We start from the raw sequence: 25,171 nt of genomic DNA on the forward strand, positions 1-25,171 counted from the left end.
GGGCGTTCAAATTCTGGCCTGAAGCGCATTGCACAGGCGACGAAAAGTGTGTGAGGAAAACGACGCATCTTAAGGTCAGTTGTTCTCCTCGTTATCCGGGCGACCAAGGATGGTCTCCAGTTGGTTGAGGCCATCAGGTGCCAGATCGCGGACGATTTGCAGGAAGTCCAGGGCAATCAGCCGCTGTACCCGATCGATCATCAGCGGAGCCGGGTGGCTTGGCTCATGCCGCTGAAAATAGTTTTTCACCTTGTCCAGCATCAACTGAGCGTCATCGCGCGACTGGATCTGGGCGCTGCGCCAGTTGAGCGTCTGCGCTGCGCCGGGCGTGGCCACCGGGCTGACGCTGGCGTCATCGTCGTGGCCGTCTTGCAGTTCTTCTGCCGCCGGCGCTGCGCTATGACACGCCTGCGCCAGGGTGTTGAACATCTTCATCAGGGCGTTCATTTCCGGCAGTGCACTTTCGCCCAGATGCCGGGTAACCACCTCGCGGATGGCGGTGAGCTGATGAATGATATTTTGCACCCATTCCGCTGCCGGCTGCTCCGGCTGCGCCAGCTCATCCTGCAAGCGCGCGCGGCCGCCGGGGAAGGTGGCGCATTCCAGCTTGCTGCCATCGAGCAGGGCACAGGCGTCACGCAGGGAAATCTCGCCGGCGGCCCCCTTCAGCAATGTTGCGCTGCGCACGCAGCTGGTCAGCGCCGCCTTGTCGCCAAGGTCAGCCAGCACGTTGATGCGAAACAGCGGATCGACTTCGCCGTCAAATTCCAATGGCGGCAGCAGCGGCTCCCAGTAGCGTTCCAGCGCCTGATGAATCAGCGCCAGGCCGTCGGCGTAACCTTGCAGGCCGCGCAACTGCGCCCAGGCGTGGGTCAGACGCAACATCACGCGTAAATCCTTGGTTCGCGACAACAGGGCGGTCGCCAAACGCTCAACCTGCATCCAGTCCGGCGCTTCGGCCGGGATGATGGTACTGCCAAACTGTTGCTCGGCCTTGCCTGCCGAGGCCTGTTCCATCGCCAGGAAATCGGCGTCATATTCCAGGTTGTCGCCACAGGGACGCTCGGCGTCAATCGGTGCCAGCAGGGTTTCGATAACCATACAGTTTCTCTATAGTAAACTACGTTTAATCAAACATTTGCGGATACTGACCGCCGCGACCGGGCCGCGCCCAACCGTTGGGTTCAAACAGCAGCGAAAACAGCTGCACCGTCAGGTTACCGCTGTGGACGTGGGTATAAAGCGGGTGGCCGTCAGCCTGATTGGTCCACCAGAAGCTGGTGTACTGCGCCGGGTCGAAACAATCGGCGGCCTGCTGCCAGCCCAGCCCCGGCACGTCCGGATGGCGAAAACCGATAATCGACAGAATTTCGGACTCGCTCTCTTCCGGCGGGATCGGCAGCGCCGGGATCGACAGCAGCGAACGGTCAATCTGTTCGGCGGAAAACCCGTTGCGCACGCCGTTGAGCAGCGTATGCCCCAGTTGGCGATACCACTCCGCCGCCATGTTTAACTGCTGGCTGCGCCACTCTTCCGGGGTAAACAGCCGAATGGCGCAGATCGGGTAGTGGCGACCTACGCGGTCGCGCGCCGGCAGCAAGCACCCCATCTGCACGTGCTGGCTACCGAGCGTGGCAGGAATGACGAAGTTCCATACGGGGGCATTGCTGAACGGATGCCCGGCATCGCCCGGCAGGTTACGCTGCAAATTGACCAGGCCATTATGAAACCAATGGGCCCAGTTATTGACCACTAAGTCGGGCAGGCGGCGCTGTAAAAAATCACCGGCGGTTGGGATCTTGCCATACCAGCCGATGCTCGCTGTCGGGCTCTGGTCATTGTTCATGGTAATGAGTGTCCTTTCGGGGCTACGGGCACGAGAATGCCGGTAGCTGGAACGGATTGCGGATACTGTTCGGGGTGAACTCCAGCGTGACGCGGTGGCCGTCGAGGTTAAACGTGGCCTGCCGACCCAGGCTGCTGCTGCCGGCGGAGCTGTGCGCCATATCCACCAGGCGGTTCAGCGCCCAGGGGCCGCTGGTGACCAGGCTGGCAGTGGTGCCGTTGGCCAGAGCCAGTTGCAGGTGCACCTGATTGGTATTACGGGTGCCCGGCCAACTGACCACCAGTGGGACCTGCGGGCCATGGCTGTATTTGAACAATTGCCCGTCGATATCCAGCGTCATGTTCAGAATATCGTTATCCATACGCACCGGACGCACCGTCACGCGGTACGAGGGGGTTGCCGTGCCGTTGGCAAAGAACGCATCGCGTATGCGTTGTGCCTGCTGGAACGACCGTAGAATGCCTTCGCCGCCTGGCAGAGTCTTGCCGTCTACGCCCGGTGTAAAGCGCCAGCTGGCGCGCGTGGTATCCACTTTGCCTTGCAGGTTTTCGCGAAAGAAACTGTCCATCAGCCCGCTGTTTGGCGCGAACATGCGCGCCAGATCGTCCGGCGTGACCTCTCTTTGTGCACGCGAGGAGAGGGGATAGCGTCCGGCGATCGCCTGGCGGCAGAAGCTGCCAACTTCAAAACTGATGCGCTTTTTGACGTTTTCCATTTCCTTGCGCTGGGTATCGCTGCTGGCGCCAATCGCCAGCGATAACAGCATCTGCTTGAACGGCACCGGCAGTCGGCCTGATTCAGCCTGCAGGCGCGGGATCACGTCGCTTGGCGGCGCGGACATGCCGCTGTTGGCCGCACCCTGTACCGCCGTCAGATAGCTGTACAGCTCGTCCACCTGTTTCAGCACGCTGTCGAACGGGATCGCCTTGTTGCCTTCGCCCTGGCTTTGCGCCAATTCCAGCAACGGCGCAAAGTGCGCCATCACCACCTGTTCCGGCTGGGCTGACACGTCGCCGTCGGCATTGGCGGCACGGTTGGTGAACAGCGCCTCTAACGTGCGGTTGGCGCTCTGGTTGAGCGACTCGCCGGCTTTGTCCGCCAGCGAACGCTGTTCGGCCGTGCTTTTTTCCTCGCGCAGCGTGACGTTTTTACTGACATTGACCAGCAGATTGCGCATCGGCGACGGGTTGCCGGAGAGCAGACGCGCGCTGCTGATGCGTTGGCCAAGGTTGCTGATATTGGCCAACTGGATATCGCCGAGCAGTTCATCCCATGCGGCGATAAAATCCTGCATATACAGCTGGCGAACGGTTTTGGTCAGATCGGCGCTTTTCTGCTCGGGGGTTTTGGTGTTCAACACCCAAACGTCTTCCTGACGCAGGGTATCGGTAACGCGATCGATATTGCTGTCGAACGCCTGCCAATACCCCTTTGGCGTAAACAGACCCGGTACACCGTCGGTAACCGGCTTGCCGCTCTTGCGCGAAAAGGCCAGTTCGGTTTGCGGCCCGGCCAGATCCACCAGCCCGACCGGCTTGATCTCGCTCTGCTTCAACAGCAGGCGCTTGAGTCGACCGTAAACCCGTTGCGACAGCGGCGCGCGGTTAATCGCCGCCTGCGCCTGTTCGACCAGCGCGTCGTCTTTGGCATACGGCGAAGACTGAATCTGCGTGTCCAGCAACTGGCTCAGATGCCATTCAATTTGTTGCAGCTGCTTTTGCGTACTGCCCTGCGGCAGATTACGTTGCAGATTGAGCATCACCCAGGCACGCAGGAACTTGCCGTCGTACTGTTTGGGGAGATACAGCATTTGATAGGCTTTCAGCGCCTCGTAGCTGAAATCGGCATCGCCGTGATTGTCGTTGCGCAGCGTGGTAGCGATCTGCTGAGCTACCTGCGGCAGCAGCAGTTCCTTCAGCGTTTTCTGATACAACGCGTTGCTGGCGTCACTGACCTGATCGCCGCGATACAGCCCCATGCGATAGGTAAATGGCGGATCCTCCAGCGAGAAGCTGCGGCTTTCCGGCAGGTGCAACACGCTATTGAGGAACGGCAGCAGTGCCAGCATATCGCCAGAGTCCAACTGGGTTAACCCTTGCCCCTGTCGCTCCACCGACGGTACCTTGGCGGCGACTTCTTGCAGATACGCCTTGTTGTTGCCGTAGCTGGTGAACCAGATAATGCCCAATACCAGCAGAACCAGCGCCAGCGCGATATAACCGGCCCAGTGCAGGGCGCGGTTGCGATATTCCCACCAGCGGTTGCTGCCGGCCAATCCGGACTCCTGGAAAATCACCGTTTCCAGCATCTCCTTCAGGAAGAAACTCTGGCCTTTGCCAGCTGGAATGGGGGTTTCGTTGCTGACGCCATCCCAACTGGCGCTGGCGCTGTTACCGCCGTTGGCCGCAGGCAGTTGCAGGTAACGATTCAGTTCGCCCATCACGCGGTCGAACGGCAGGCCCTCCTGGGTGCCGCTGGTGAAATAGATACCGCGTGGCGTGAAGCGGGTTTCAAAGCTGGAGGTGGCAAACACCGCGTCGAGGTACTGAGCCAATAGCGGACGCAGCGCCGCAAACTCCTGCGGGAACAGGTAACTTTCGGCGCGCTGGCGGGCATCGTGCTCCACCAGCAGGGTATCCGGCAACCCGGCATCCAGCCGCTGTTGCAACAGGTCATATTGCTGTTCGAAGGCATCGCCAAGCGAAAAATCCGCTTGGCGCGATTTTTCGTACGGGAAGGTAAAGCCCCAGATCTGGTCACGCTGCGCTTTGTCAAAGCCGCTGAAATAGGCCATAAAGCCATTCAGCAGATCGGTTTTGGTAACCATCACGTAAACCGGGAAATGGATGCCCAACTGTTGGTGCAGTTCGATCAGGCGCTTGCGCAGCGCACTGGCCTGTGCGGCGCGCGCGTCAGCGCTTTCGCTCAGCAGATCGGCGACGCTGACCGTCACCACCACGCCGTTGATTGGCTGCCGGGTGCGGTATTTCTTCAGCAGTCCGACAAAGCTTTTCCATTCGCCCGCATCTTCTTCACGCTGGCTTTCCTGCGTGGTGTAGCGGCCGGCGGTATCCAGCAGTACCGCGTCGTTGGTAAACCACCAGTCACAATTGCGCGTGCCGCCGACGCCACGCAACGCCGACTTGCCGAAGCGATCGGCCAGCGGGAAGTGCAACCCGGAATTGACCAGCGCGGTGGTTTTACCCGCGCCCGGCGCGCCGATGATCACGTACCATGGCAACTGGTAGAGATATTGGCGGCTAAAGCGGGTCATCCAGCGGTGTTTGTCACCTTGGCCCGGCGCAAAGCGCGCTTTTTTCAACAATTGGGTGGCTTCGTCAAACCGCTGTGCCAGAACCTGATCCTGCTGCGGCTCGGACTTGGCGTCGGTGGCCGGCGTTTCCTCTGCCGCCCGCAGGTTACTCAGCAGTTTGCGGTTAAGCCAGGCGCTGTAGAGCCGCGGGATGATGCGGCACAGTAGCCAAATCCCATAGATAACGCCAATGGCGATCAGGCGATTCAGCTCCGGCTCCAGCGGCCGGTAATCACCGATGGCCACCAACGGGCCGATGGTCCAGATGACGAAGGCCAGCGCGGTGATGCCGAAGAAGCCCCAAAGCAGGCGGCTGGTGATGATGGAGAATAACGTGCTAAGCATTACTTTCCGTTTCCTTGCTGCAGTCCGTTGATTTCCGCCTGGGTATTTTCAGGCGCTACCAACAGCGTAATTTCAACCCGGCGGTTCAATGCACGGTTCTCTTTACTGTCGTTCGGTGCCACCGGGTTGCTGTCGCCGCGGCCTTCCGCTTTTACCCGCTGCGGGTTATCAAGCTGTTTTTGCAGGCGTTCGCTGACCGCTTCGGCCCGCGCCAGCGACAGTTCCCAGTTGGATGGGAAGCGGGCGCTGCGGATAGGCAGGTTGTCGCTGTAGCCGGTGATCAGGATTTTGCCGCTGACGCCGTTCATCGCCTTGGCGATGCGGTCGATCACCGGGATATAAGCCGGGCGAACCGTGGTAGCGGCGGAGTCGAACAGGCCGTCACCCTTGAGGATCACTACGCTTTGCTGCGCTTCGTCCCGGACCACCACCAGCCCTTCGGCAATTTCCCTGCGCAGGAAGGTCTTCAGATTCAGCATCGCCGGCGCGGCCGGCGCCGGATTGCCGATCGTCACCTGCGGCAGATTGGTCTGATAAATCGATGCCAGCACCGGGGCGGTGCCATCACCCAGCCGCCAGTTGAGGATAATGAACAGCAGCGAAGCCAGAAAACCGGTCAATGCGGCGCAGGCCCACAGCGGCACCAGCGGTCGCCACAGTTTTTGCTGTACCGGCAGGTCCACCGCGTTGGGCGACAGCGGCGGGGCATAGCCGCCGCGTACCGAGCGGATCAGTTGCAGCAGACGCTGTTTCATGGTTTCCAACTGCGAACGGCCGTTTTCCATTACCCGGTAGCGGCCTTCAAAGCCGAGCAGCAGGCAATAATTGACCAACTCCAGCAGGTTGATATGCTCGCGCGGGCTTTGCGACAGTTTGGCCAGCAGTTGGAAGAATTTCTCGCCGCCCCAGGTTTCGTTATGAAACGTCACCAGCAGCCCGCTGCCGGACCAGACGCTGTTGCTGCCCCAGGGCGTCAGAGCTGCCGCCTCATCCAGCGCGGTGCACAGGCAGTAACGTGCGCCAATAATCACTTCATATGGCAGGTTGGCGCGTTGTCCACGCACTTCGAAACGGCGCACCTCGTCGATCAACTGCTGGCGCAACTGGGCCGGATTGGCGTGGGTGGCCGACTGGCGGATCTGCGAAATCGCGTTGAGCAGCGGGTTGGCGGCGGCCACCAACGGGTTGTCCCACTGCGCGGCCTGGATGTTTTCTGTCATAAGTTACCGATCCGTATGGCTGCGAATGGCCCAGAATTCCATATCCAGACCGGGGAACTCCCCGGCCAGGTGCAGAGCAAAGGCGCTGGATTTCTCCATCTGCTTCCACAGATCGCCGCCTTTCTCCAGTTCGAAATAGGTATAACCGGCGTGATAGGGGATTTGGCGCGGCGCGGACGGCATGGTGCGCAGACCAATGCCTGGCAGCTGCAGTTGCACCAGATCGCGGATGCGCGTCACCGGCGCGATTTTCATCTGCGCCGGGAAGTGGGTCAGCAACACCTCGGCGGCCACATCGGCACGTACCGCCAGCACAAAGCCGAAGTCGCGCATCATTTTGGCGTCCTGCACCGTGGCCACGTTTAGCCCATGCGAGCGTTCCACCAGCGTCAATTGAATGGCGTTGTCTTCCAGCACCACCGACAGTCCCTGACGCAACAGCAGCAGCAATTTGCCGAAGCACAGCGCCAGATTGTCGTGGTCATACACCGGCAGGCGCGCCTCCGGCGTGCGCTGCGCAGAAAAGCTGGCCAGTTCGGTGGCGAACTGCAGCCATTCGGCGAACAGGCGCTCAGGGTGCAGATGATCCAGGTGCCAGGCGTGGCTCACCTGGCCAAGATGACGGTTGATCAACTGCAACAGCATAAAATCGACCATTTCCGAACTGCCGCCACGGCCCGGCTGTAACAACCGCTGGCTCATCTGCTGGCTACGCTGCTGTAACAGGCCCTGCACGTCATTGATAAAGGTTTTCAGGACCGGACTGCCCTGGCAGTTCAACATTGGCGGGATCAGGTCAGGCGCCAGGCGCAAACTGTTGTCGCCGCGTTTTTCCACCACGTTGGTGACCGTCATGGCGGTCCATTCGGCATTGAGCTCGCTTTCCAGCATCAGCCGCAGACGTAACTTGCCAAACTGCAACGCCGCGCTGCCGACCGATACCGCGTTCAGATCGTCGACCTCGGTTTCATACGCCAGATAACGCGCCAGCGCATCCGATTTCTCCTGGAAGATGACGTCCTCGCGCCCGGCGCGGTAGGTTGGCAAGGCCAGCACCACATTTTCGCCAGTCTTGTTTTCGGCAATCGCCAGCGGTGCCGGTGCCTGATCGGCGCCGTTGAAGCGGAACGGGGTGCCGTCCGGCATGATGCCGCTGGCGGCGGTCAGCGCGATTTTGCCTTGACGCAGCAATGACTGATCCAGCTCCAGCGTCAGGAAGCCCCAGAAACAGCCGTTAAGCGCCTGTCCCCAGTTACGCATGTAACTTTCGAGGTAATTTTCCGCCTGCTGGAAATGATGGGGACGCAGGAACATCCCCTCGGTCCAGACCACTTTATGAGCATTTTTCATCATCACACCTAATGGAGCTTCGCCTCAGCAAAGCGAATTGTCAGTCTTCGTCGTTGACGGTGCGCAGGCCGTTGATTCCGGCGACGATGTGCGCTTCCAGCTCATCCGGCGAGAATTGCCATACTTTGTAGAAATTGGTTTCGGTCGGCTCCGGCAGCGGCAGGGTAATGCGCCACGCCTTGCCATCCAGATTCTGATATTCGGCGATGATGCCGATGTAACGCGCATCCAGCGTCGCCTGGCCCGCGAGCTTTTTGCCGATTTGGCCCGGCGTCAGGAAGAACTGATCGCTGTCCAGCAGGCTGTTGCCGAGCACCCCTTTGGCATCGTTTTGCAGGCTGAAGAAGTCGGCGTCCATAAATTCTGCGCTGGAGCGTAGCAGCAGCACCCGTAGCTTGATCGGCGCCGGGCGCTGCCCCGCAGTGGCATTGACCTGCCGATCCGCATCAAATGCCAGGCTGTAGCGCGAGGGCACGCTTTTGGCGGAGGACATGCAGCCGCCAAGTGCCAGGGTACACAGCAGCAACAACGCCTGTCCCCAGCGGTGTGGGGCGTTGAGTGGTTTCATCATCTGGGTTCTCTTGGCTCGGCGACGGTTACTGGATAATCCAGGTAGCCGAATTGGCATCCTTGCAGGCCTTGCTATCGCCGCCGACCTTGACGCAGTCCTGCTTGGCGGCGCGAGCGCGGCGCGGCAAATCCTTACGCAACGCAGATTTGTACTTTTTCTCTGGCACGCCGGCATTGCGCTGGATGTAGCCGATCAGATTGCCACCGCGGATAGCGGAAATGGCCAGCCAGTCGCCCTCCACCGCGCCCAGCGCATAAAACGGCGCTGCGTTATCGAGCTGGCTGACGATTTCACCGTTATAACCCGGTTGGCTCATGACGCTGGCAGCGTAAAGGCTGCGGTATTCCTCGTTGATTGGCGTGAACTGTTTTGGCGCGCTGACGGCGACGCGGTGTTGCAGCTGTACGCCGTTGACTTCGCTGGTGACCAGGGTGTCGTTGTTGATCACCGGTGGCGGCGGCGGTGGGGTGGAACAGCCGGCCAATACCAGGGCGGAAAGCAGTGTCATCGTAATCCGGATTTTCACAATGTCCTTAATCCTCTATCTGTTTTGTTTTTGACAAAAATCGCTGTGTACCGTGGGCCTGCCGCTGCCGCTGCCGCTGCCGCTGCCGCTGCCGCTGCCGCTGCCGCTGCCGCTGCCGCTGCCGCTGCCGCTGCCGCTTATCGGCGCATCAGAGCAGCGGCCCGGTGTGGCAGCTCGGCGCGTCGGGTGGTCGAAAGCGCAGTGGGTGATTCGATGGCAGGCGATCGGCGCTGCCGAGGGTAAATGCCTTTGGACTGGTGCCGTTGGCGTGCAAACAGCCGCTGGCAGGACACCAGTCCAAAGACATCAGGGGTGGGTAAACCGCAGGCACAGGGCGCGCGCGCCGCCAATGGCGGTCGTCAACGATAGTTGCTGACATATTGCGGTGGGCTTGCGTCATGCGGGCGAGACTGGCGAGTGGACGTTCGGGTAACGGATGAGCGAGACGTTCCGTACATTCAGTGGCAAAGGAGGGGGCATGCATGCCGTCGGCGGCGTAATGATACCGTGCGAACCCGGAGTGCAGGCGCGGGGCAACCTCCGTAGTGGTCGGAGCCAAAACAGAGAATTTCGAAGGGTAATGTCCTTGCCGACCGGCAGGACGTGGGCGCACGTTCAGGCGCAACGGTTTTACGACTTTCATTGTGTGTGTAAGGCTTCCTGTGGATACCCGCGAACAGACACGCTGCACCGCTCAAAAACAATCCCGTTTTTCGCTTTAATAGATATCAGGCTACGTCACAGCAGATGAATACGACCGGCGGCGAGGCTGCCGGTAAAGGACGGTGAGGCCACCTTCCCGAAATGAAACCAAAACTGCGCAAAAATTCAAAAGACCACTGCCGAGTAGCGAGGATGCGCATTATCACGCCTGAGGCCCTTCGCCGAAGTCAGGGCGAATACGCTCAGAAGGGACGCTGGTGGAAGACGCGCTGTTGTCTCAGCAAAGTTTTGTGTCAATGTCATTACGCCAGCTTAACTGTTTGATGACAATTATCAGTACGTCGCGGGCATTTTCCGTGACAGCGGAGACTATGACCGACGCAGTGTAATCGCACGCCTTGCTGACGGCAATGTTAAGGCATTTCATACTATCTCTTGGTTTTAGCCATGGCTACCGCACGAGATTGACGCACGATCCCGAGGGCGTATCTGACATAAAAACAGACAGTGGCTGACTAAATATTTAACAAAGTTTACACATGTAGAGGTTTGGCAGCAGTCTACAATAGCCGTTCGCAATTGCAAAACCTGCGTCACTTTTCCGTTATGTTATGGGTAAGGTAAGTAATTTTATTTTTTTAAGCAATATAAACAAATAGTTAAATAGGCTTGTAGTAACTGCGTGTATGGTTTGTGAAAATGGTCATACCAAGTTAGTTATGTGTTTAAGGTGCGCTAAGCTACTTAAATAGAAACTATTTTTTAACGAAAATTAAGTGGTTGGCTTTTTTTTATCCTTACCATTCATTGCGTGAATGAAAACATATAGATGAATTATATGAATATAATTTAGGATGATTCTTATTGGAGTGCTGATTTTTTGTGACACGGCATGGGCGGGTGGTGCGTTAATTGTGTACCTCGTATCCCGGGACGAAGTGGAATGTAACGATCATTATTGTTAATGGATTAGGGGTAAAATCCGAACGGTATACTTAATCAACCGGAGGCGGGCAGGAAAACGGCAGAGGTAGGGACAGGACGCAGCAGGCTGCGCCCTGTGAGGCCAAGAGAATGCGATTATTCTGGTGCTACGCGGACCACCAGTTTGCCGAAGTTTTTACCTTTCAATAAGCCAATAAAGGCTTGCGGCGCATTTTCCAGCCCGTCGACGATATCTTCACGGAACTTGATCTTGCCCTGTTCGACCCAGGGAGCCATCTGTTGCAGGAATTCGCCATAGCGTGGGGCGTAGTCGTCGAAGATGATAAAACCCTGCATGCGGATGCGTTTTCGCAGGATCAGCGCTTGCAGCATGGGGAGCCTATCCGGTCCCTCCGGCAGGCCGGTGGCATTGTACTGGGCGATAATCCCGCAGACCGGAATGCGGGCCTTGGCGTTCAGTAGCGGCATCACGGCGTCAAAAACCGCGCCGCCGACGTTTTCGTAATAGACGTCAATGCCCTGGTGGCAGGCTTTCGCCAACCGTTCGGCGAAGTCATCGGCACGGTGGTCGATACAGTCATCAAATCCTAATTCTTCACGTACGTAGCGGCACTTTTCCGTTCCACCGGCAATGCCGACCACACGACAGCCTTTCAGCTTCGCCACCTGACCAACAACCGAGCCTACCGCGCCGCTGGCTGCGGCAACGACTACCGTTTCCCCCGTCTGCGGCTGGCCAATATCCAGCAGTCCCATATAGGCGGTAAAACCCGGCATGCCCAATACGCCAAGCATGCGTGAAGGGTGGGATAACCGCGCACCAAGGTTGCGCACTTCCTTGCCGTCGGTCAGGGAATAGTCTTGCCAGCCGGTGGCGCCCAGAACCCAGTCGCCGACGGCAAAATCGGCATGTTTGGAACTCACCACGCGCGACACGGCGCCGGCTACCATCACTTCGCCGACCTCAACAGGCGGCGCATAGGACGGGGCGTCGCTCATACGGCCGCGCATATAGGGATCGAGCGACAGGTATACCGTGCGCAGCAAAACCTGTCCCTCGGCCGGTTGCGGTATCTCTACCGTTTCCAGCCGCAGGTTGTCTGGGGTGGGTTCGCCGTGGGGACGAGAAGCCAAAACGATACGGCGATTATGCTGGGAGTGTTGAGACATCTGATGCTCCTGGACTGAGGATGTGTAACTCTCAGTCTAGTCAATGCCGTCGATCAATAGGGCGCGTAAGATGCTCAATCGGCATGGCGTCGGTTACAGCGGAACGATCAGCACGTCTATCTGACTGGTATCGACAAAGCGCGCCGCCGAACAGGCGATTTTATTCATTATGCTGTCGCTGTGGTTACCGCAAATTACCAGATCAAAAGGATGTCGCTGGCTGGCGTATTGCAGGCTATCGCCGAGTTCGCCCTGTAAAATCAAGGTGTCGTCAATCGGGTAATCGGCCTGATTGCGCAGCGTTTCCATAAACAGCTGCGTTTCCTCTTCCATCAGGCTACGCAGGTCGCCAAGCATTGGGCCGGCAAAACTGTTGTAGATTTCCGGGTTGGCGATCATGCTCACCAGCGTGATTTTTCCATGGTAGGGGCGAACGATAGCGACGGCTTTTTCCACCAGGCGATGGCTGTCGGCGGCGACGGCTACCGCGACCAGGACGTTGTGATAGGTCATTTATCACCTCCATTCCGTTTATCCTGTTAAAAGGGTAGAACGTGGCGGGGCGAATAAATGTGTGTTACATCACGCGCGACAATAAATTCCCCTCACAAGGCGGATATCGCCAGCGAGGTGAACGTTATTTACGCGCGTAATAGTGTCAATTACAGCACTTGCGTCCACAGCGTTTTTGGCACCTTGCCTAAATCGAACAATTTGCCAGCAACCAATTCGGCTCGACGGTGGTCGGCAGCACGGTACATGTGGCTCATTTCCAGATCGTTATTAATAGAATAGTTAAGTTTATCATAGACTTTTTCCAGGCTGTCCAGCGTCGAGCACTTACGGAAAGTCATGAGATAATCAGCGGTATTGGTCATGAGTGAAATATAGCCTGTTAAGGGAAGGACCGAAGAAAAACATCACCTCTGGCACAGCCGTCGCGCTGGCCGCCAGATGATGAACGACGTAAGAACGGTATTTATAAAAGTGCCGCGATGGACGGAAAATAGGCTTCGCCCTTGCGACTAACCTGAAAATAATAATCTGCAAGTGCGTTATCGGCAATGCTACTCCACGGCCGGCCGCTAAATTCGGGAAAGTCTCAGCCCTCAATCCATCTGTATGCTTGTGCAGTGCAGAGACTGTTGCGGCAGGCATGATGCCCCGAGGTAAATGGCGCGGCCATGCTCATCACGGCCTGTAACAGATGCTGGCATTTCGCGACGCAACATTTCTCGCTGCCGCCGGGCGATTCACCGCTAATGGCTAACGCGAGTGCGCATTAATTTTCGCCAAAGTATAAGCAAAGCGAAACTGTGTTTTATTTGCCGAACAAACGAGCAATGCCATGGGAATTTTACCAATAAAAATCCGTGGTGCTGCGTTGCGACAAAAAATGCTGATAAAACTAAAGTTATAAATAAAGTTGCCGATAATCCGTTTTAGCCGTCTCTTTAGCCAAAAATAACCCGCTTGCGTTTTTGTGCGCTGACACAACTCGTTACGTCTGTTTTCTTGTTGGTGACCTAATCGCTACCCGGTTAACCTGATAATTCTCCCCGATGAAATTTAAAACAGACTTTTTAGACATTTCTGCCATCGACTGAATATTTCAAATCCATATAATTCATGTGTGTTATTTTTATGACTGCGATATTATCGTTACTTAACTGGTTATTTATCCTGTCATTATGCGATCTTCACAGATTTTTGTTCTGTGATTTTGGTTTGGTGATGCTTTTGTTCGAATTGATCTAAAAAAGATAATTTTTGGGCTTATAAACGTTGTTTTTAAGACGTTTTTTTACCTGTGACCATTTTTTAAACGTAATTGCGCTTAAAAATCACCCAATGCTGCCGATATTTGGCTTAAATATTTTTTATTTTTGTGATCAACATCACATTGTATTTAAAATTGCCTGCTAGTTACATTGTATGTGCTAATGGTTCGGGGGTAGAGTTGCGCTGCTTTAGGAATAATCTTATTAATTTTGTAAAAATAGTTTCATGGTGAATAAACACTATCGAAGCACAATGCTGTACATCCGTACACGTTGCTTATGTACGTATCAATTACTGAATGACGGTCCGAATAAGTTAAACGGCAAAGAGTTTCTTGGCCGGCAATCAGGGATTCATTTGCCAACTTTGGGATAACTCCCAGGTCACGGGCGATAAATTTATCACCCAGCGTATGTTTTTAAACATAGTCTGTCGGGATGGGGAATATGGGTACGTCTGAATTACTTAAGCATATTTATGACATCAACCTGTCATATTTACTTTTAGCACAGCGTTTGATCAATGATGAAAAAGCATCGGCAATGTTCCGCCTGGGGATCGACGAGACCATGGCGGATGCCCTGTCGCAGCTGACCTTGCCGCAAATGGTCAAACTGGCAGAAACCAATCAGCTGGTTTGCCACTTCCGTTTCAACGATCACAATACCATCGCGCACCTTACCAAAGAGTCGCGCGTGGACGATCTGCAACAAATCCACACCGGGATTTTGTTATCAAGCCATTTACTGCAAGAGCTGTCCGGCAAAGGCGGAAGCGCGACGAAGAAAAGAGCCTGATAATGGTAGAGAAAAGTATTGTTCAGGAAGCCAAAGACATACAGCTTGCCATGGAGCTGATCACGCTGGGTGCGCGCTTGCAAATGCTGGAAAGTGAAACGCAGCTCAGTCGCGGGCGGTTGATCAAACTTTACAAGGAGTTGCGTGGCAGTCCGCCACCCAAAGGTATGCTGCCGTTTTCCACCGACTGGTTTATGACGTGGGAACAAAACATCCATTCCTCAATGTTTTACAACGCCTATCTGTTTTTGCTGAAAAGCGGCCAGTGCACCGGCGTCGAGGCGGTGATCAAGGCATATCGGCTGTATCTGGAACAGTGTCCGGAACAGCCGGGTGAAGCGCCGCTGCTGGCGCTGACCCGTGCCTGGACATTGGTCCGTTTTGTCGACAGCGGCATGCTGCAACTGTCCGCCTGCAACTGCTGCGGCGGTACGTTTATCACCCACGCGCACCAACCGCTGAACAGTTTTGTCTGCAGTTTGTGCCAGCCTCCATCCCGCGCAGTAAAAAGACGTAAACTTTTGCCGCAACTGGCCGATAGTACTCCACAACAGCTGGACGAACAGGTTAAACGCGCGATCTAGGCCAGGCGCAGTTCTGGCTGACAGCAACAACAACGCTATTCAATCGTAGGGATCGGCCAACCGGTCCAGAGAGGCGCAGCCTGCTGCGCCGTTACGCTTGCGTCGCGCGTTTACCCCACCTTCCATCCACATTGTCACTTTAAGGAATGCGTGTGTTAGTTATTTTGGGTTATCTGGTGGTACTGGGTGCGGTATTTGGCGGTTATACGATCGTCGGCGGCCACCTTGGGGCGCTGTATCAGCCGGCGGAATTTCTGATCATCGGCGGTGCCGGCGTCGGGGCCTTTATCGTCGGCAATAACGGCAAAGCCATCAAGTCCACGCTGCGCGCCTTGCCAAAACTGATGCGCCGTTCCAAATACAGCAAGGAATTGTATATGGATCTGATGGCCTTGCTGTTCCGTCTGCTGGCCAAATCTCGCCAGCAGGGCATGCTGTCGTTGGAGTTCGACATCGATAACCCGCAGGAAAGTGAAATTTTTTCTAATTATCCACGCATTCTTGCCGATAACCATCTGGTGGAATTTATTACCGACTACTTACGGCTGATGGTGAGCGGCAACATGAACGCATTCGAGATCGAAGCGCTGATGGATGAAGAGATCGAAACTTTCGAACAGGAAAGTGAGGTACCGGCAGGCAGCCTGGCAATGGTCGGCGATTCATTGCCGGCGTTTGGCATTGTTGCGGCGGTGATGGGGGTAGTACACGCGCTGGCTTCCGCCGACCGGCCGGCGGCCGAACTGGGCGCGCTGATCGCCAATGCGATGGTTGGGACTTTCCTGGGTATTCTGCTGGCCTACGGGTTTATCTCACCGCTGGCGACGCTGCTGCGGCAAAAGAGCGCGGAAAACGTCAAGATGATGCAGTGCATCAAGGTAACCCTGCTGTCCAGCCTGAACGGCTATGCCCCGCAAATCGCCGTCGAATTCGGCCGTAAAACGCTTTATACCACCGAGCGACCTTCCTTTGTGGAACTGGAAGAGCATGTTCGCCGGGTGAAAGCGCCGGCGCAAACGGCAGCGGAAGAAGAGCAGGTATGAAGCAGAATCACCCGGTCATACTGGTGCGCAAGCGCAAGGCGCATCAGGTGGCTCATCACGGTGGATCGTGGAAAATCGCCTATGCCGACTTTATGACGGCGATGATGGCCTTTTTTCTGGTGATGTGGCTGCTGGCGATTGCCAGCCCGCAGGAACTGACGCAAATCGCCGAATATTTTCGCACCCCGCTCAAGGTCGCATTAACCAGCGGCAATAAAAGCAGCTCCGAAAGCAGCCCGATCCCAGGCGGTGGCGACGATCCGACGCAGTTGGAGGGGCTGGTGAGAAAACAGCTCGACTCGCCCGAAAAACAGGCCGAAGAACGGCGTCTCAACAGGCTGCGCGAACGCCTTGATGAGCTGATTGAGTCGGATCCACGCCTGAAGGCGCTGCGCCCGCATCTGCTGATCAACATGATGGATGAAGGGCTGCGCATTCAAATTATAGATAGCCAGAATCGGCCAATGTTTAAAACCGGCAGCGCGCAGGTGGAAAGTTATATGCGTGACATTCTGCGGGCGATAGCGCCAATCCTCAACGATTTGCCGAACAAGATCAGCCTGTCCGGTCATACCGACGATCTGCCCTATGCCACCGGCGAACGCTATTACAGCAACTGGGAACTGTCGGCGGACCGTGCCAATGCGTCACGGCGTGAGCTGATTGCCGGCGGGCTGTCGGAGGGCAAGGTGCTGCGCGTGGTGGGCATGGCTGCGACCATGAGTTTGAAACAGCACGGTGCGGACGATGCGATTAATCGGCGCATTACCATTCTGGTCTTGAACAAGCAAACCCAGCAGGGCATTGAACACGAAAATGCGGAAAGCAACGCCACCGAGATAGGCAAACCGGCAGCGCTGAAACAGCTGAAACCGGATGTCACCGCGCCGGCCAGCGTCGCCCCGGCTGCAACGGTTGCGCCGACCGCCGCCATTCCGGCCGCGCCGGAAGCGATGCCTTCGACTAACAGCGACTCACCGCAGAGGTAACCCCCGTGAGCATGGATATTAGCGCGTTTTATCAGACTTTTTTTGATGAGGCAGACGAGCTGCTGGCCGATATGGAGCAACATCTGCTGGAGCTGGATCCGCTCGCGCCGGACATCGAACCGTTGAACGCCATTTTCCGCGCTGCGCATTCGATCAAGGGCGGAGCGGCGACCTTCGGCTTTGCGGTATTGCAGGAAACCACGCATCTGCTGGAGAACCTGCTGGACAGCGCACGGCGTCAGGAAATGGACCTGAGCACCGACATTATCAACCTGTTTCTGGAAACCAAAGACATTATGCAGGAGCAACTGGACGCCTATAAAACGTCGCAACAACCTGACACCGACAGCTTTGAATATATTTGCCAGGCGCTGCGGCAACTGGCATTAGATGCTCAGCGGCAGGTTCCCGTTGCAGCATCGGCTGGCGAAGCGCTGACGGCAGCGTCGCCTGCGGCCATCGAGGGCGGCATGCGCATCGTGTTGAGCGGCCTGAAGCCAAACGAAATACCGCTAATGCTGGAAGAGCTTGGCAATCTGGGCGAGGTGAAGAACCCGCAAACGGGTGAGAACAGCCTGGAGGTTACGCTGTTGACTTCCGCCAGCGCAGACGACATCAGCGCCGTGCTGTGCTTCGTGCTGGAGCCGGAGCAGATCGCCTTTAACCCGGCGGCTACCGAGCCACCATCTGCGCCGATTGCCATGCCGGAGCCAGCGCCGATTGCGGCTCCGACGCCGCCAGTGATAAAACCGAGCGCGCCGGCCACCGGCGAAGCGCCAAAAGTGCGGGCCAAAGCCAGTGAGTCCACCAGTATCCGCGTGGCGGTCGAAAAGGTCGACCAACTGATCAACCTGGTTGGTGAACTGGTGATCACCCAGTCAATGCTGGCGCAACGCTCCGGTACTCTGGATCCGGTCGCCCATGGCGATCTGTTGAACAGCATGAGCCAGCTGGAACGCAATGCGCGTGACTTGCAGGAGTCGGTGATGTCGATCCGCATGATGCCGATGGAATATGTGTTCAGCCGTTTCCCTCGCCTGGTGCGCGATCTGGCCGGCAAGCTGGATAAACAGGTGGAACTGACCCTGCAGGGCAGCTCTACCGAACTGGATAAAAGCCTGATCGAGCGGATTATCGATCCGTTAACTCACCTGGTGCGTAACAGTCTGGACCATGGCATTGAGGACCCGGCAACGCGCGAGGCGGCGGGCAAGTCGGCGGTCGGCAATCTGGTGCTGTCGGCAGAGCATCAGGGTGGCAATATCTGTATCGAAGTGACCGACGACGGCGCCGGCCTCAATCGGCAGAAAATTCTGGCCAAGGCCGCATCACAGGGGCTGGTGGTCAACGACGGCATGAGCGATGAAGAGGTCGGCATGCTGATCTTCGCGCCCGGCTTTTCAACCGCCGAACAGGTTACCGATGTCTCCGGCCGTGGCGTCGGTATGGACGTGGTGAAGCGGAACATTCAGGAAATGGGTGGCCACGTTGAAATTCATTCACAAGCGGGCAAGGGTACGGCGATCCGCATTCTGTTGCCGCTGACGCTGGCGATCCTTGACGGCATGTCGGTCAAGGTGAACGACGAAGTGTTTATTTTACCGCTGAACGCGGTGATGGAATCGTTGCAGCCGCAGGCCGAGGATCTGCACCCGATGGCCGGCGGCGAGCGGGTATTGCAGGTGCGCGGCGAGTACCTGCCGCTGGTGGAACTGTACCGGGTGTTTGACGTGGCCGGGGCGAAAACCGAAGCCACGCAGGGCATCGTGGTGATCTTGCAAAGCGCGGGACGCCGTTATGCGCTGTTGGTGGATCAGTTGATCGGCCAGCATCAGGTGGTGGTGAAAAACCTGGAAAGCAATTACCGCAAAGTGCCGGGCATTTCTGCCGCCACCATTCTGGGCGACGGCAGCGTGGCGCTGATTGTCGACGTATCGGCGCTGCAAACCCTGAACCGCGAAAAGCTGTTGGCGGACACGGCTGCTTAACGATTGATTGACTGAATTAGAGGCATACAACATGGCAGGATTGGCAACCGTCAGCAAACTGGCTGGCGAAACGGTAGGACAGGAATTTCTGATCTTTACGCTCGGCAATGAAGAATATGGCATCGATATCCTCAAAGTGCAGGAAATCCGTGGTTACGATCAGGTGACGCGCATTGCCAACACGCCGGCATTTATCAAGGGCGTAACCAATCTGCGCGGCGTGATCGTGCCGATTATCGATCTGCGAGTGAAGTTCGCCCAGCAGGGCGTCAGCTACGACGAAAACACCGTGGTCATCGTGCTCAACTTTGGCCAGCGGGTGGTGGGTATTGTGGTGGATGGTGTGTCTGACGTGCTGTCGCTGACCGCCGAACAGATTCGTCCGGCACCGGAGTTTGCCGTTACGCTGGCGACCGAATATCTCACCGGCCTGGGGGCGCTGGGTGAACGCATGCTGATCCTGGTCGACATTGAAAAACTGCTCAGCAGCGAAGAAATGTCCCTGGTCGACAGCGTGGCGAAAAACGCCTGACCTTCCTCACGGGCGCAGCGCTCTGCGCCCGTCATTTCCGGCGCCGTGCCGCCAAAATAGTTACCGCCAACCATAAAGTTCTCTTCCATTGCGCCGATAACGTTGACAGTCAACGAACTCAGAGCCTGTCCGTGCGGGCTTACAAGAAGGGAAAACATGTTTAATCGTATGAAGGTGGTCACCAGCCTGCTGCTGGTGCTGGTGTTATTTGGCGCCTTGCAACTGATTTCAGGCGGGCTCTTTTTTTCCTCGCTCAAGAGTGACAAAGAAAACTTTACCGTGCTGCAGACCATTCGTCAGCAGCAGTCGGAGCTGAATGGCAGCTGGGTTTCACTGTTGCAGACCCGTAATACCCTGAACCGCGCGGGTATTCGCTACATGATGGATGCCAGCCATATCGGCAGTGGCTCGACGGTAGCAGAACTGCTGACCTTCGCCAAAGGTGCGCTGGCGGTGGCGGAGCAGCGCTACGCCGCGTATGAAAAAATCCCACGCGACGCCCGGCAGGATGCGCAATCCGCCGAGCAGCTCAAGCAACAGTACGACATTCTGCATGGCGCACTGGCCGAACTGATCCAACTGTTGGAGCAGGGCAAGATCAACGCCTTCTTTGACCAGCCGACGCAAAGCTATCAGGACGGTTTCGAGCAGGTCTATAAAACCTACCTGATGCAGAACGACACGCTGTATCAAAGCGCGGTCGAAGACAGCAACCGTTCCTTTACCTCGGCCAGCTGGACCTTGGCGGTGGTATTGCTGGTGGTACTGGCGGCGATCGTCCTGGTGTGGAGCGGTATCCATCACATTCTGGTGCGTCCGCTAAATCGCATTATCGAACACATCAAGTTTATTGCCGCCGGTGATTTGACGCACAGCATCGACGTTACCAGCCGTAATGAAATGGGCGTGCTGGCCGCCAGTCTGAAACATATGCAGAGCGAACTGGCGGACACCGTCAGCGGCGTGCGTCAGGGGGCAGACGCCATCTATAGCGGCGCGTCGGAAATTGCCGCCGGCAACAACGACCTGTCGTCACGCACCGAACAGCAGGCGGCGTCGCTGGAAGAAACCGCCGCCAGCATGGAACAGCTGACCGCCACGGTAAAACAGAACGCCGAAAACGCCCGTCAGGCCAGTCAACTGGCGCTGAGCGCGTCGGAAACGGCGCAGAAAGGTGGCAAAGTGGTGGCGAATGTGGTGCAAACCATGCACGACATCGCCGGCAGTTCGCAGAAAATAGCCGACATTACCGGCGTAATTGACGGCATTGCCTTCCAAACCAACATTTTGGCTCTCAACGCGGCGGTAGAAGCGGCGCGTGCCGGTGAACAGGGCCGCGGTTTCGCGGTAGTGGCCGGTGAAGTGCGTAACCTGGCGCAGCGCAGCGCGCAGGCGGCAAAAGAAATCAAAGGTCTGATCGAAGATTCCGTCAGCCGCGTTGACATGGGGTCGGTACTGGTTGAAAGCGCCGGTGAAACCATGGGCGACATTGTCAATGCGGTAACGCGCGTTACCGACATCATGGGCGAAATTGCCTCGGCGTCCGATGAACAGAGCCGTGGTATCGATCAGGTGGGGCAGGCGGTGGCCGAAATGGACCGCGTAACCCAGCAGAACGCTTCGCTGGTTGAGGAATCCGCTTCCGCCGCCGCGGCACTGGAAGAGCAGGCCAGCCTGCTGACGCAGTCGGTGGCGGTATTTCGCCTGCAGCCAGCCGGACAGGAGCAATTCAAAGCCCCCGTTGCCGGCAAAGTCGTTACCCCCAGCAATAACCATAAGAAAGCGAATGCCAGCGATCTGCAAGATAACTGGGAAACGTTCTAAAACCGGTATTGGGTGACCCTTGCTCCGCTTCGTTCCCTAAACGAAGGCCGTGGAGCCATGGTCGCCCCTTTTTCCGTGCTGGCTGCGGCCGGCTGCAAGGAGGTTTACTGTGTTCAACCGAATCCGTATCTCTACCAGTCTGTTCCTGTTGCTGCTGACTTTTTGCATAATGCAGTTGATCAGCACCGGCCTGTCGTATAGCGCTTTCCGTTCCGATAATCAGAATCTCAATATCATTACCGTGGGCAGCCAGCAGCGCGATGCGCTCAGCCTGAGCTGGGTTGCCCTGTTGCAGGCGCGCAACACCCTGAACCGCGCCGCAACCCGCGCGGCGCTGAAGGTGCCGCAGGAGCAGGTCAACGTGCTGATGGGTAATGCGCGCAGCTCGTTGCAAAAGGCCGATCTCTATTTCAATCAGTTTCTGGCGGTGCCGCGCGTCAGCGATCGGGAGCGGCAACTGACCGAACATACCAAAGCCAGCTATGACCAATTGCGCAGCGCCCTGCGTGAGCTGATCGGCTTGCTCGAGAGTAACAACCTGCAAGCATTTATGGATCAGCCGACGCAAAAGACGCAGGACCTGTTCGAAGCCGAGTTTGTGCAATATCTGCAAGGGGTCAATGACAGCATCGAGCAGGCCAGAGAGGCCAACCAGCGCTCGTACGCCTATGCAATCTGGCTGGTGGCCGGCGCGGTGCTGATGCTGATCGTGGTTACCGGCAGCGCGATGTGGTGGCTGCGCAACATGCTGGTGCGGCCGCTGGAAATCATGCGCACCCACTTTGAGCGCATCGCCAGCGGCGATCTGGCCGCGCCGATTCAGGTCTATGGCCGCAATGAAATCAGCCTGCTGTTTGGCAGTCTGCAACGGATGCAGCAGTCGCTGATCGGTACGGTGGGCGCGGTGCGTGAAGGCGCGGAGTCGATACTGATTGGCCTGCAGGAAATTTCGGAGGGTAACAACGATCTGTCGTCGCGCACCGAACAGCAGGCCGCCTCGCTGGAACAAACCGCCGCCAGCATGGAACAGTTGACCGCCACGGTAAAACAGAACGCCGACAATGCCCGCCAGGCTTCACAGCTGGCGCGCGAGGCGTCGGCCACCGCCGCCAAGGGCGGTGAACTGGCCAGCGACGTAGTGACCACCATGCATGATATTGCCAATAGTTCGCAGAAAATTGGCGCCATTACCAGCGTAATCGACGGTATCGCCTTCCAAACCAATATTCTGGCGCTCAACGCGGCGGTGGAGGCGGCGCGTGCAGGCGAACAGGGGCGTGGCTTTGCGGTGGTGGCCGGCGAGGTGCGCAACCTGGCACAGCGTAGCGCCCAGGCGGCAAAAGAAATCAAAGGCCTGATCGATGAATCGGTCAGCCGGGTCAAGCAAGGGTCGACGCTGGTTGAAAACTCCGGCTCGACGATGCAGGACATCGTGCACTCGGTAACGCGGGTGACCGATATCATGGGCGAAATCGCCTCCGCGTCGGATGAGCAAAGCCGCGGCATCGAACAGGTGACTCAGGCGGTGACCCAGATGGATCAGGTCACGCAGCAGAACGCCGCTCTGGTGGAGGAGGCCGCTTCGGCCGCCGCCACGCTGGAGGAGCAGGCGATCACGCTGGCGGATGCGGTGGCGGTTTTCCGTCTGGCGGACGACAACTTCAGCGTAGCAGACAGCCATCAGCACGCCGTTTCTCTTGAGGTAAAGGAACTATCAGATTGTCAACAAGCATGAGATTGAAACGGTCGGGTGGGGCGATATGACGTCATCGTCTCCGCAAAGCCCCTTACTGCTCCAGATGGCGCAGCGACTGCCGCTGTCGGACGTGCATTTTCGCCGCATCAGCCAGCTGATCTATCAGCGTGCCGGCATCGTGCTGGCGGCCCACAAGCGCGAGATGGTCTACAACCGCCTGGTGCGGCGCCTGCGTCTGTTGGGGTTGCATGACTTTGGCGACTATCTGGCGCTGTTGGAAAGCGATCCGAACAGCGCCGAATGGCAGGCGTTCATCAACGCGCTGACCACCAACCTGACGGCGTTTTTCCGCGAGGCGCATCACTTCCCGATTTTGGCGGAGCATGCACGCTCGCGGCCAAACGGCTACAGCGTCTGGAGCACTGCCGCATCGACCGGCGAGGAGCCCTATTCGATCGCCATTACGTTGAGCGAAGCGCTGGGGCAACGCGCCACCGGCTGCCAGGTGTGGGCCAGCGACATTGATACCCAGGTGCTGGAGAAGGCCGAGGCTGGCGTCTATCGCCAGGAAGATTTACGTACCCTGACGCCGGGCCAGATGCAGCGCTATTTCCTGCGTGGCACCGGACCACACCAGGGGCTGGTGCGGGTTCGACCGGAACTGGCGGCGCGGGTGAACTTTCAACCGTTGAACCTGCTGGCGCCGGAATGGGCGCTGCCCGGGCAGTTTGACGCCATTTTCTGTCGCAACGTGATGATCTATTTCGATAAGGCAACCCAGGAACGTATCCTGCGGCGGTTTGTCCCCCTGCTGAAGCCGGGAGGGTTGATGTTTGCCGGTCATTCCGAAAACTTCAGCCAGATAAGTCGCGATTTCTATTTGCGTGGCCAAACCGTATATGGCCTGGCCAGGGAGAGGTAATGAATAAAATCAGCGTACTAAGCGTAGATGATTCGGCATTGATGCGACAGCTGATGACCGAAATTGTCAACGGTCATCCCGATATGGAGATGGTGGCGACCGCGCCAGACCCCTTGGTGGCGCGCGACCTGATCAAAAAATTCAACCCGCAGGTGTTGACGCTGGACGTTGAAATGCCGCGCATGGATGGGCTGGATTTCCTCGAGAAACTGATGCGCTTGCGGCCGATGCCGGTGGTAATGGTGTCCTCGCTGACCGGCAAGGGCTCGGAAATTACCTTGCGCGCGCTGGAGCTGGGGGCGGTGGATTTCGTCACCAAACCGCAGTTGGGCATTCGCGAAGGGATGCTGGCCTACAGCGAACTGATCGCCGAGAAGATCCGCACCGCTGCCAAAGCGCGGTTGCCGCAGCGCTCCAACGCGCCGACGCCGGCCATTCTCAGCCATACGCCGCTGTTGAGCAGTGAAAAACTGATCGCCATTGGCGCATCGACCGGCGGTACGGAAGCGATTCGCCAGGTGCTGCAACCATTGCCGGCCACCAGCCCGGCGCTGCTGATTACCCAGCATATGCCGCCGGGCTTTACCCGTTCGTTTGCCGAACGCCTGAACAAGCTGTGTCAGATCACGGTGAAAGAGGCCGAAGACGGCGAGCGTGTGCTACCGGGCCACGCCTACATTGCGCCGGGCGACCGGCACCTGGAGCTGGCGCGCAGCGGCGCCAACTATCAGGTGAAGCTGCACGACGGCCCGCCGGTCAATCGCCATCGCCCGTCGGTGGATGTGCTGTTCCGTTCGGTAGCACAGTTTGCCGGTCGTAATGCGCTGGGGGTGATCCTTACCGGCATGGGTAACGACGGCGCAGCGGGAATGTTAGAAATGCATCGTGCCGGGGCCTATACCCTGGCGCAGAACGAAGCCAGCTGCGTGGTGTTCGGCATGCCACGTGAGGCGATAGCCAGCGGCGGCGTCAACGAGGTGGTGGAGCTGGAGCGCATCAGCCAGCGCATGCTGGCGCAAATCGCCGGCGGCCAGGCGCTGCGGATTTAATTTTAGGCGGCCGGGG

21 protein-coding genes are annotated in these 25,171 nt (G+C 57.4%); 10 read left to right on the forward strand and 11 right to left on the reverse strand.

The features are described 5' to 3' along the window. Window positions 1–75 precede the first annotated feature (75 nt). The 11 genes from tssA to ydgT all read right to left on the reverse strand — a co-directional run bounded on the left by tssA (window position 76) and on the right by ydgT (window position 12,827). Entirely contained in the window at window positions 76–1,101 is a 1,026-nt protein-coding gene (tssA, locus tag NYE85_RS13225; protein WP_259005223.1) for a type VI secretion system protein TssA, read from the reverse strand. A gap of 25 nt (window positions 1,102–1,126) precedes the next feature. Further along, window positions 1,127–1,846: a type VI secretion system-associated protein TagF gene (tagF, locus tag NYE85_RS13230; RefSeq protein ID WP_259005224.1), complete on the reverse strand. Its 720-nt coding sequence runs from the start codon at window positions 1,844–1,846 to the stop codon at window positions 1,127–1,129. Between the two features lie 22 nt (window positions 1,847–1,868). Next, window positions 1,869–5,504 (reverse strand): type VI secretion system membrane subunit TssM, encoded by a 3,636-nt coding sequence (tssM, locus tag NYE85_RS13235; RefSeq protein ID WP_259005225.1) that lies wholly within the window; start codon window positions 5,502–5,504, stop codon window positions 1,869–1,871. Next, complete coding sequence (locus NYE85_RS13240; protein WP_259005226.1) at window positions 5,504–6,724, reverse strand: DotU family type VI secretion system protein; 1,221 nt, start codon at window positions 6,722–6,724, stop codon at window positions 5,504–5,506. The genes tssM and NYE85_RS13240 overlap by 1 nt, the downstream gene beginning before the upstream one ends. 3 nt (window positions 6,725–6,727) lie before the next feature. Next, window positions 6,728–8,074 (reverse strand): type VI secretion system baseplate subunit TssK, encoded by a 1,347-nt coding sequence (gene tssK / locus NYE85_RS13245; RefSeq protein ID WP_259005228.1) that lies wholly within the window; start codon window positions 8,072–8,074, stop codon window positions 6,728–6,730. A 40-nt stretch (window positions 8,075–8,114) separates the two neighbouring features. After that, the gene (gene tssJ / locus NYE85_RS13250) at window positions 8,115–8,642 is read right to left on the reverse strand and encodes a type VI secretion system lipoprotein TssJ (protein ID WP_405050686.1); all 528 of its coding nucleotides are present in this window, start codon (window positions 8,640–8,642) and stop codon (window positions 8,115–8,117) included. A 28-nt stretch (window positions 8,643–8,670) separates the two neighbouring features. Next, entirely contained in the window at window positions 8,671–9,171 is a 501-nt protein-coding gene (gene tagV / locus NYE85_RS13255; RefSeq protein WP_259005232.1) for a type VI secretion system accessory protein TagV, read from the reverse strand. A gap of 148 nt (window positions 9,172–9,319) precedes the next feature. After that, window positions 9,320–9,814: a hypothetical protein gene (locus tag NYE85_RS13260; RefSeq protein WP_259005233.1), complete on the reverse strand. Its 495-nt coding sequence runs from the start codon at window positions 9,812–9,814 to the stop codon at window positions 9,320–9,322. 1,100 nt (window positions 9,815–10,914) lie between these two features. Further along, window positions 10,915–11,949 carry an NADP-dependent oxidoreductase gene (locus tag NYE85_RS13265; RefSeq protein WP_259005235.1) on the reverse strand — a complete coding sequence of 345 codons (1,035 nt, stop codon included), beginning with the start codon at window positions 11,947–11,949 and terminating at the stop codon, window positions 10,915–10,917. Window positions 11,950–12,042: 93 nt separating this feature from the next. Further along, window positions 12,043–12,462 (reverse strand): universal stress protein UspC, encoded by a 420-nt coding sequence (uspC, locus tag NYE85_RS13270; RefSeq protein WP_259005236.1) that lies wholly within the window; start codon window positions 12,460–12,462, stop codon window positions 12,043–12,045. Window positions 12,463–12,611: 149 nt separating this feature from the next. Next, complete coding sequence (gene ydgT, locus NYE85_RS13275) at window positions 12,612–12,827, reverse strand: transcription modulator YdgT (RefSeq protein WP_259005238.1); 216 nt, start codon at window positions 12,825–12,827, stop codon at window positions 12,612–12,614. Between the two features lie 1,350 nt (window positions 12,828–14,177). On the opposite strand from ydgT, the gene flhD reads away from it, so the two are divergent. The 10 genes from flhD to NYE85_RS13325 all read left to right on the forward strand — a co-directional run bounded on the left by flhD (window position 14,178) and on the right by NYE85_RS13325 (window position 25,155). After that, window positions 14,178–14,528, forward strand: a complete 351-nt coding sequence (flhD, locus tag NYE85_RS13280) for a flagellar transcriptional regulator FlhD (RefSeq protein WP_259005239.1) — start codon at window positions 14,178–14,180, stop codon at window positions 14,526–14,528. A 2-nt stretch (window positions 14,529–14,530) separates the two neighbouring features. Beyond that, window positions 14,531–15,112, forward strand: coding sequence for a flagellar transcriptional regulator FlhC (flhC, locus tag NYE85_RS13285; RefSeq protein ID WP_259005240.1), 582 nt, complete (start codon window positions 14,531–14,533; stop codon window positions 15,110–15,112). Between the two features lie 152 nt (window positions 15,113–15,264). Continuing rightward, a complete protein-coding gene (motA, locus tag NYE85_RS13290) occupies window positions 15,265–16,155 on the forward strand; it encodes a flagellar motor stator protein MotA (RefSeq protein ID WP_259005241.1) in 891 nt (296 codons plus the stop codon). Further along, on the forward strand, window positions 16,152–17,144 hold the full coding sequence (gene motB / locus NYE85_RS13295; protein WP_259005242.1) for a flagellar motor protein MotB: 993 nt from the start codon (window positions 16,152–16,154) through the stop codon (window positions 17,142–17,144). The genes motA and motB overlap by 4 nt, the downstream gene beginning before the upstream one ends. A gap of 5 nt (window positions 17,145–17,149) precedes the next feature. Next, window positions 17,150–19,132, forward strand: coding sequence for a chemotaxis protein CheA (gene cheA / locus NYE85_RS13300; RefSeq protein WP_259005243.1), 1,983 nt, complete (start codon window positions 17,150–17,152; stop codon window positions 19,130–19,132). 31 nt (window positions 19,133–19,163) lie between these two features. Next, the gene (gene cheW, locus NYE85_RS13305) at window positions 19,164–19,664 is read left to right on the forward strand and encodes a chemotaxis protein CheW (protein WP_259005244.1); all 501 of its coding nucleotides are present in this window, start codon (window positions 19,164–19,166) and stop codon (window positions 19,662–19,664) included. Window positions 19,665–19,820: 156 nt separating this feature from the next. Continuing rightward, complete coding sequence (tsr, locus tag NYE85_RS13310; RefSeq protein WP_259005245.1) at window positions 19,821–21,488, forward strand: methyl-accepting chemotaxis protein; 1,668 nt, start codon at window positions 19,821–19,823, stop codon at window positions 21,486–21,488. A gap of 109 nt (window positions 21,489–21,597) precedes the next feature. Then, window positions 21,598–23,223, forward strand: coding sequence for a methyl-accepting chemotaxis protein (locus tag NYE85_RS13315; protein WP_259005246.1), 1,626 nt, complete (start codon window positions 21,598–21,600; stop codon window positions 23,221–23,223). A 25-nt stretch (window positions 23,224–23,248) separates the two neighbouring features. Then, window positions 23,249–24,106 (forward strand): protein-glutamate O-methyltransferase CheR, encoded by an 858-nt coding sequence (gene cheR, locus NYE85_RS13320; RefSeq protein WP_259005247.1) that lies wholly within the window; start codon window positions 23,249–23,251, stop codon window positions 24,104–24,106. Continuing rightward, window positions 24,106–25,155 carry a chemotaxis response regulator protein-glutamate methylesterase gene (locus tag NYE85_RS13325; RefSeq protein ID WP_259005249.1) on the forward strand — a complete coding sequence of 350 codons (1,050 nt, stop codon included), beginning with the start codon at window positions 24,106–24,108 and terminating at the stop codon, window positions 25,153–25,155. The genes cheR and NYE85_RS13325 overlap by 1 nt, the downstream gene beginning before the upstream one ends. Window positions 25,156–25,171 lie beyond the last annotated feature (16 nt).

Origin of the sequence: Serratia sp. AKBS12 (assembly GCF_024793895.1) — a bacterium.
In the GTDB taxonomy this organism is placed as follows: Bacteria; Pseudomonadota; Gammaproteobacteria; order Enterobacterales; family Enterobacteriaceae; genus Serratia_F.

Bases quoted from the DNA above. Each gene is read 5' to 3' on its own strand.
- tagF (WP_259005224.1), bottom strand. From the start codon at position 1,846: ATGAACAATGACCAGAGCCCGACAGCGAGCATCGGCTGGTATGGCAAG.
- tssM (WP_259005225.1), bottom strand. From the start codon at position 5,504: ATGCTTAGCACGTTATTCTCCATCATCACCAGCCGCCTGCTTTGGGGC.
- cheR (WP_259005247.1), top strand. From the start codon at position 23,249: ATGACGTCATCGTCTCCGCAAAGCCCCTTACTGCTCCAGATGGCGCAG.
- tssJ (WP_405050686.1), bottom strand. From the start codon at position 8,642: ATGAAACCACTCAACGCCCCACACCGCTGGGGACAGGCGTTGTTGCTG.
- ydgT (WP_259005238.1), bottom strand. From the start codon at position 12,827: ATGACCAATACCGCTGATTATCTCATGACTTTCCGTAAGTGCTCGACG.
- flhD (WP_259005239.1), top strand. From the start codon at position 14,178: ATGGGTACGTCTGAATTACTTAAGCATATTTATGACATCAACCTGTCA.
- NYE85_RS13325 (WP_259005249.1), top strand. From the start codon at position 24,106: ATGAATAAAATCAGCGTACTAAGCGTAGATGATTCGGCATTGATGCGA.
- NYE85_RS13240 (WP_259005226.1), bottom strand. From the start codon at position 6,724: ATGACAGAAAACATCCAGGCCGCGCAGTGGGACAACCCGTTGGTGGCC.
- NYE85_RS13265 (WP_259005235.1), bottom strand. From the start codon at position 11,949: ATGTCTCAACACTCCCAGCATAATCGCCGTATCGTTTTGGCTTCTCGT.
- uspC (WP_259005236.1), bottom strand. From the start codon at position 12,462: ATGACCTATCACAACGTCCTGGTCGCGGTAGCCGTCGCCGCCGACAGC.
- motB (WP_259005242.1), top strand. From the start codon at position 16,152: ATGAAGCAGAATCACCCGGTCATACTGGTGCGCAAGCGCAAGGCGCAT.
- NYE85_RS13260 (WP_259005233.1), bottom strand. From the start codon at position 9,814: ATGAAAGTCGTAAAACCGTTGCGCCTGAACGTGCGCCCACGTCCTGCC.
- tssK (WP_259005228.1), bottom strand. From the start codon at position 8,074: ATGAAAAATGCTCATAAAGTGGTCTGGACCGAGGGGATGTTCCTGCGT.
- tssA (WP_259005223.1), bottom strand. From the start codon at position 1,101: ATGGTTATCGAAACCCTGCTGGCACCGATTGACGCCGAGCGTCCCTGT.
- tsr (WP_259005245.1), top strand. From the start codon at position 19,821: ATGTTTAATCGTATGAAGGTGGTCACCAGCCTGCTGCTGGTGCTGGTG.
- flhC (WP_259005240.1), top strand. From the start codon at position 14,531: ATGGTAGAGAAAAGTATTGTTCAGGAAGCCAAAGACATACAGCTTGCC.
- cheW (WP_259005244.1), top strand. From the start codon at position 19,164: ATGGCAGGATTGGCAACCGTCAGCAAACTGGCTGGCGAAACGGTAGGA.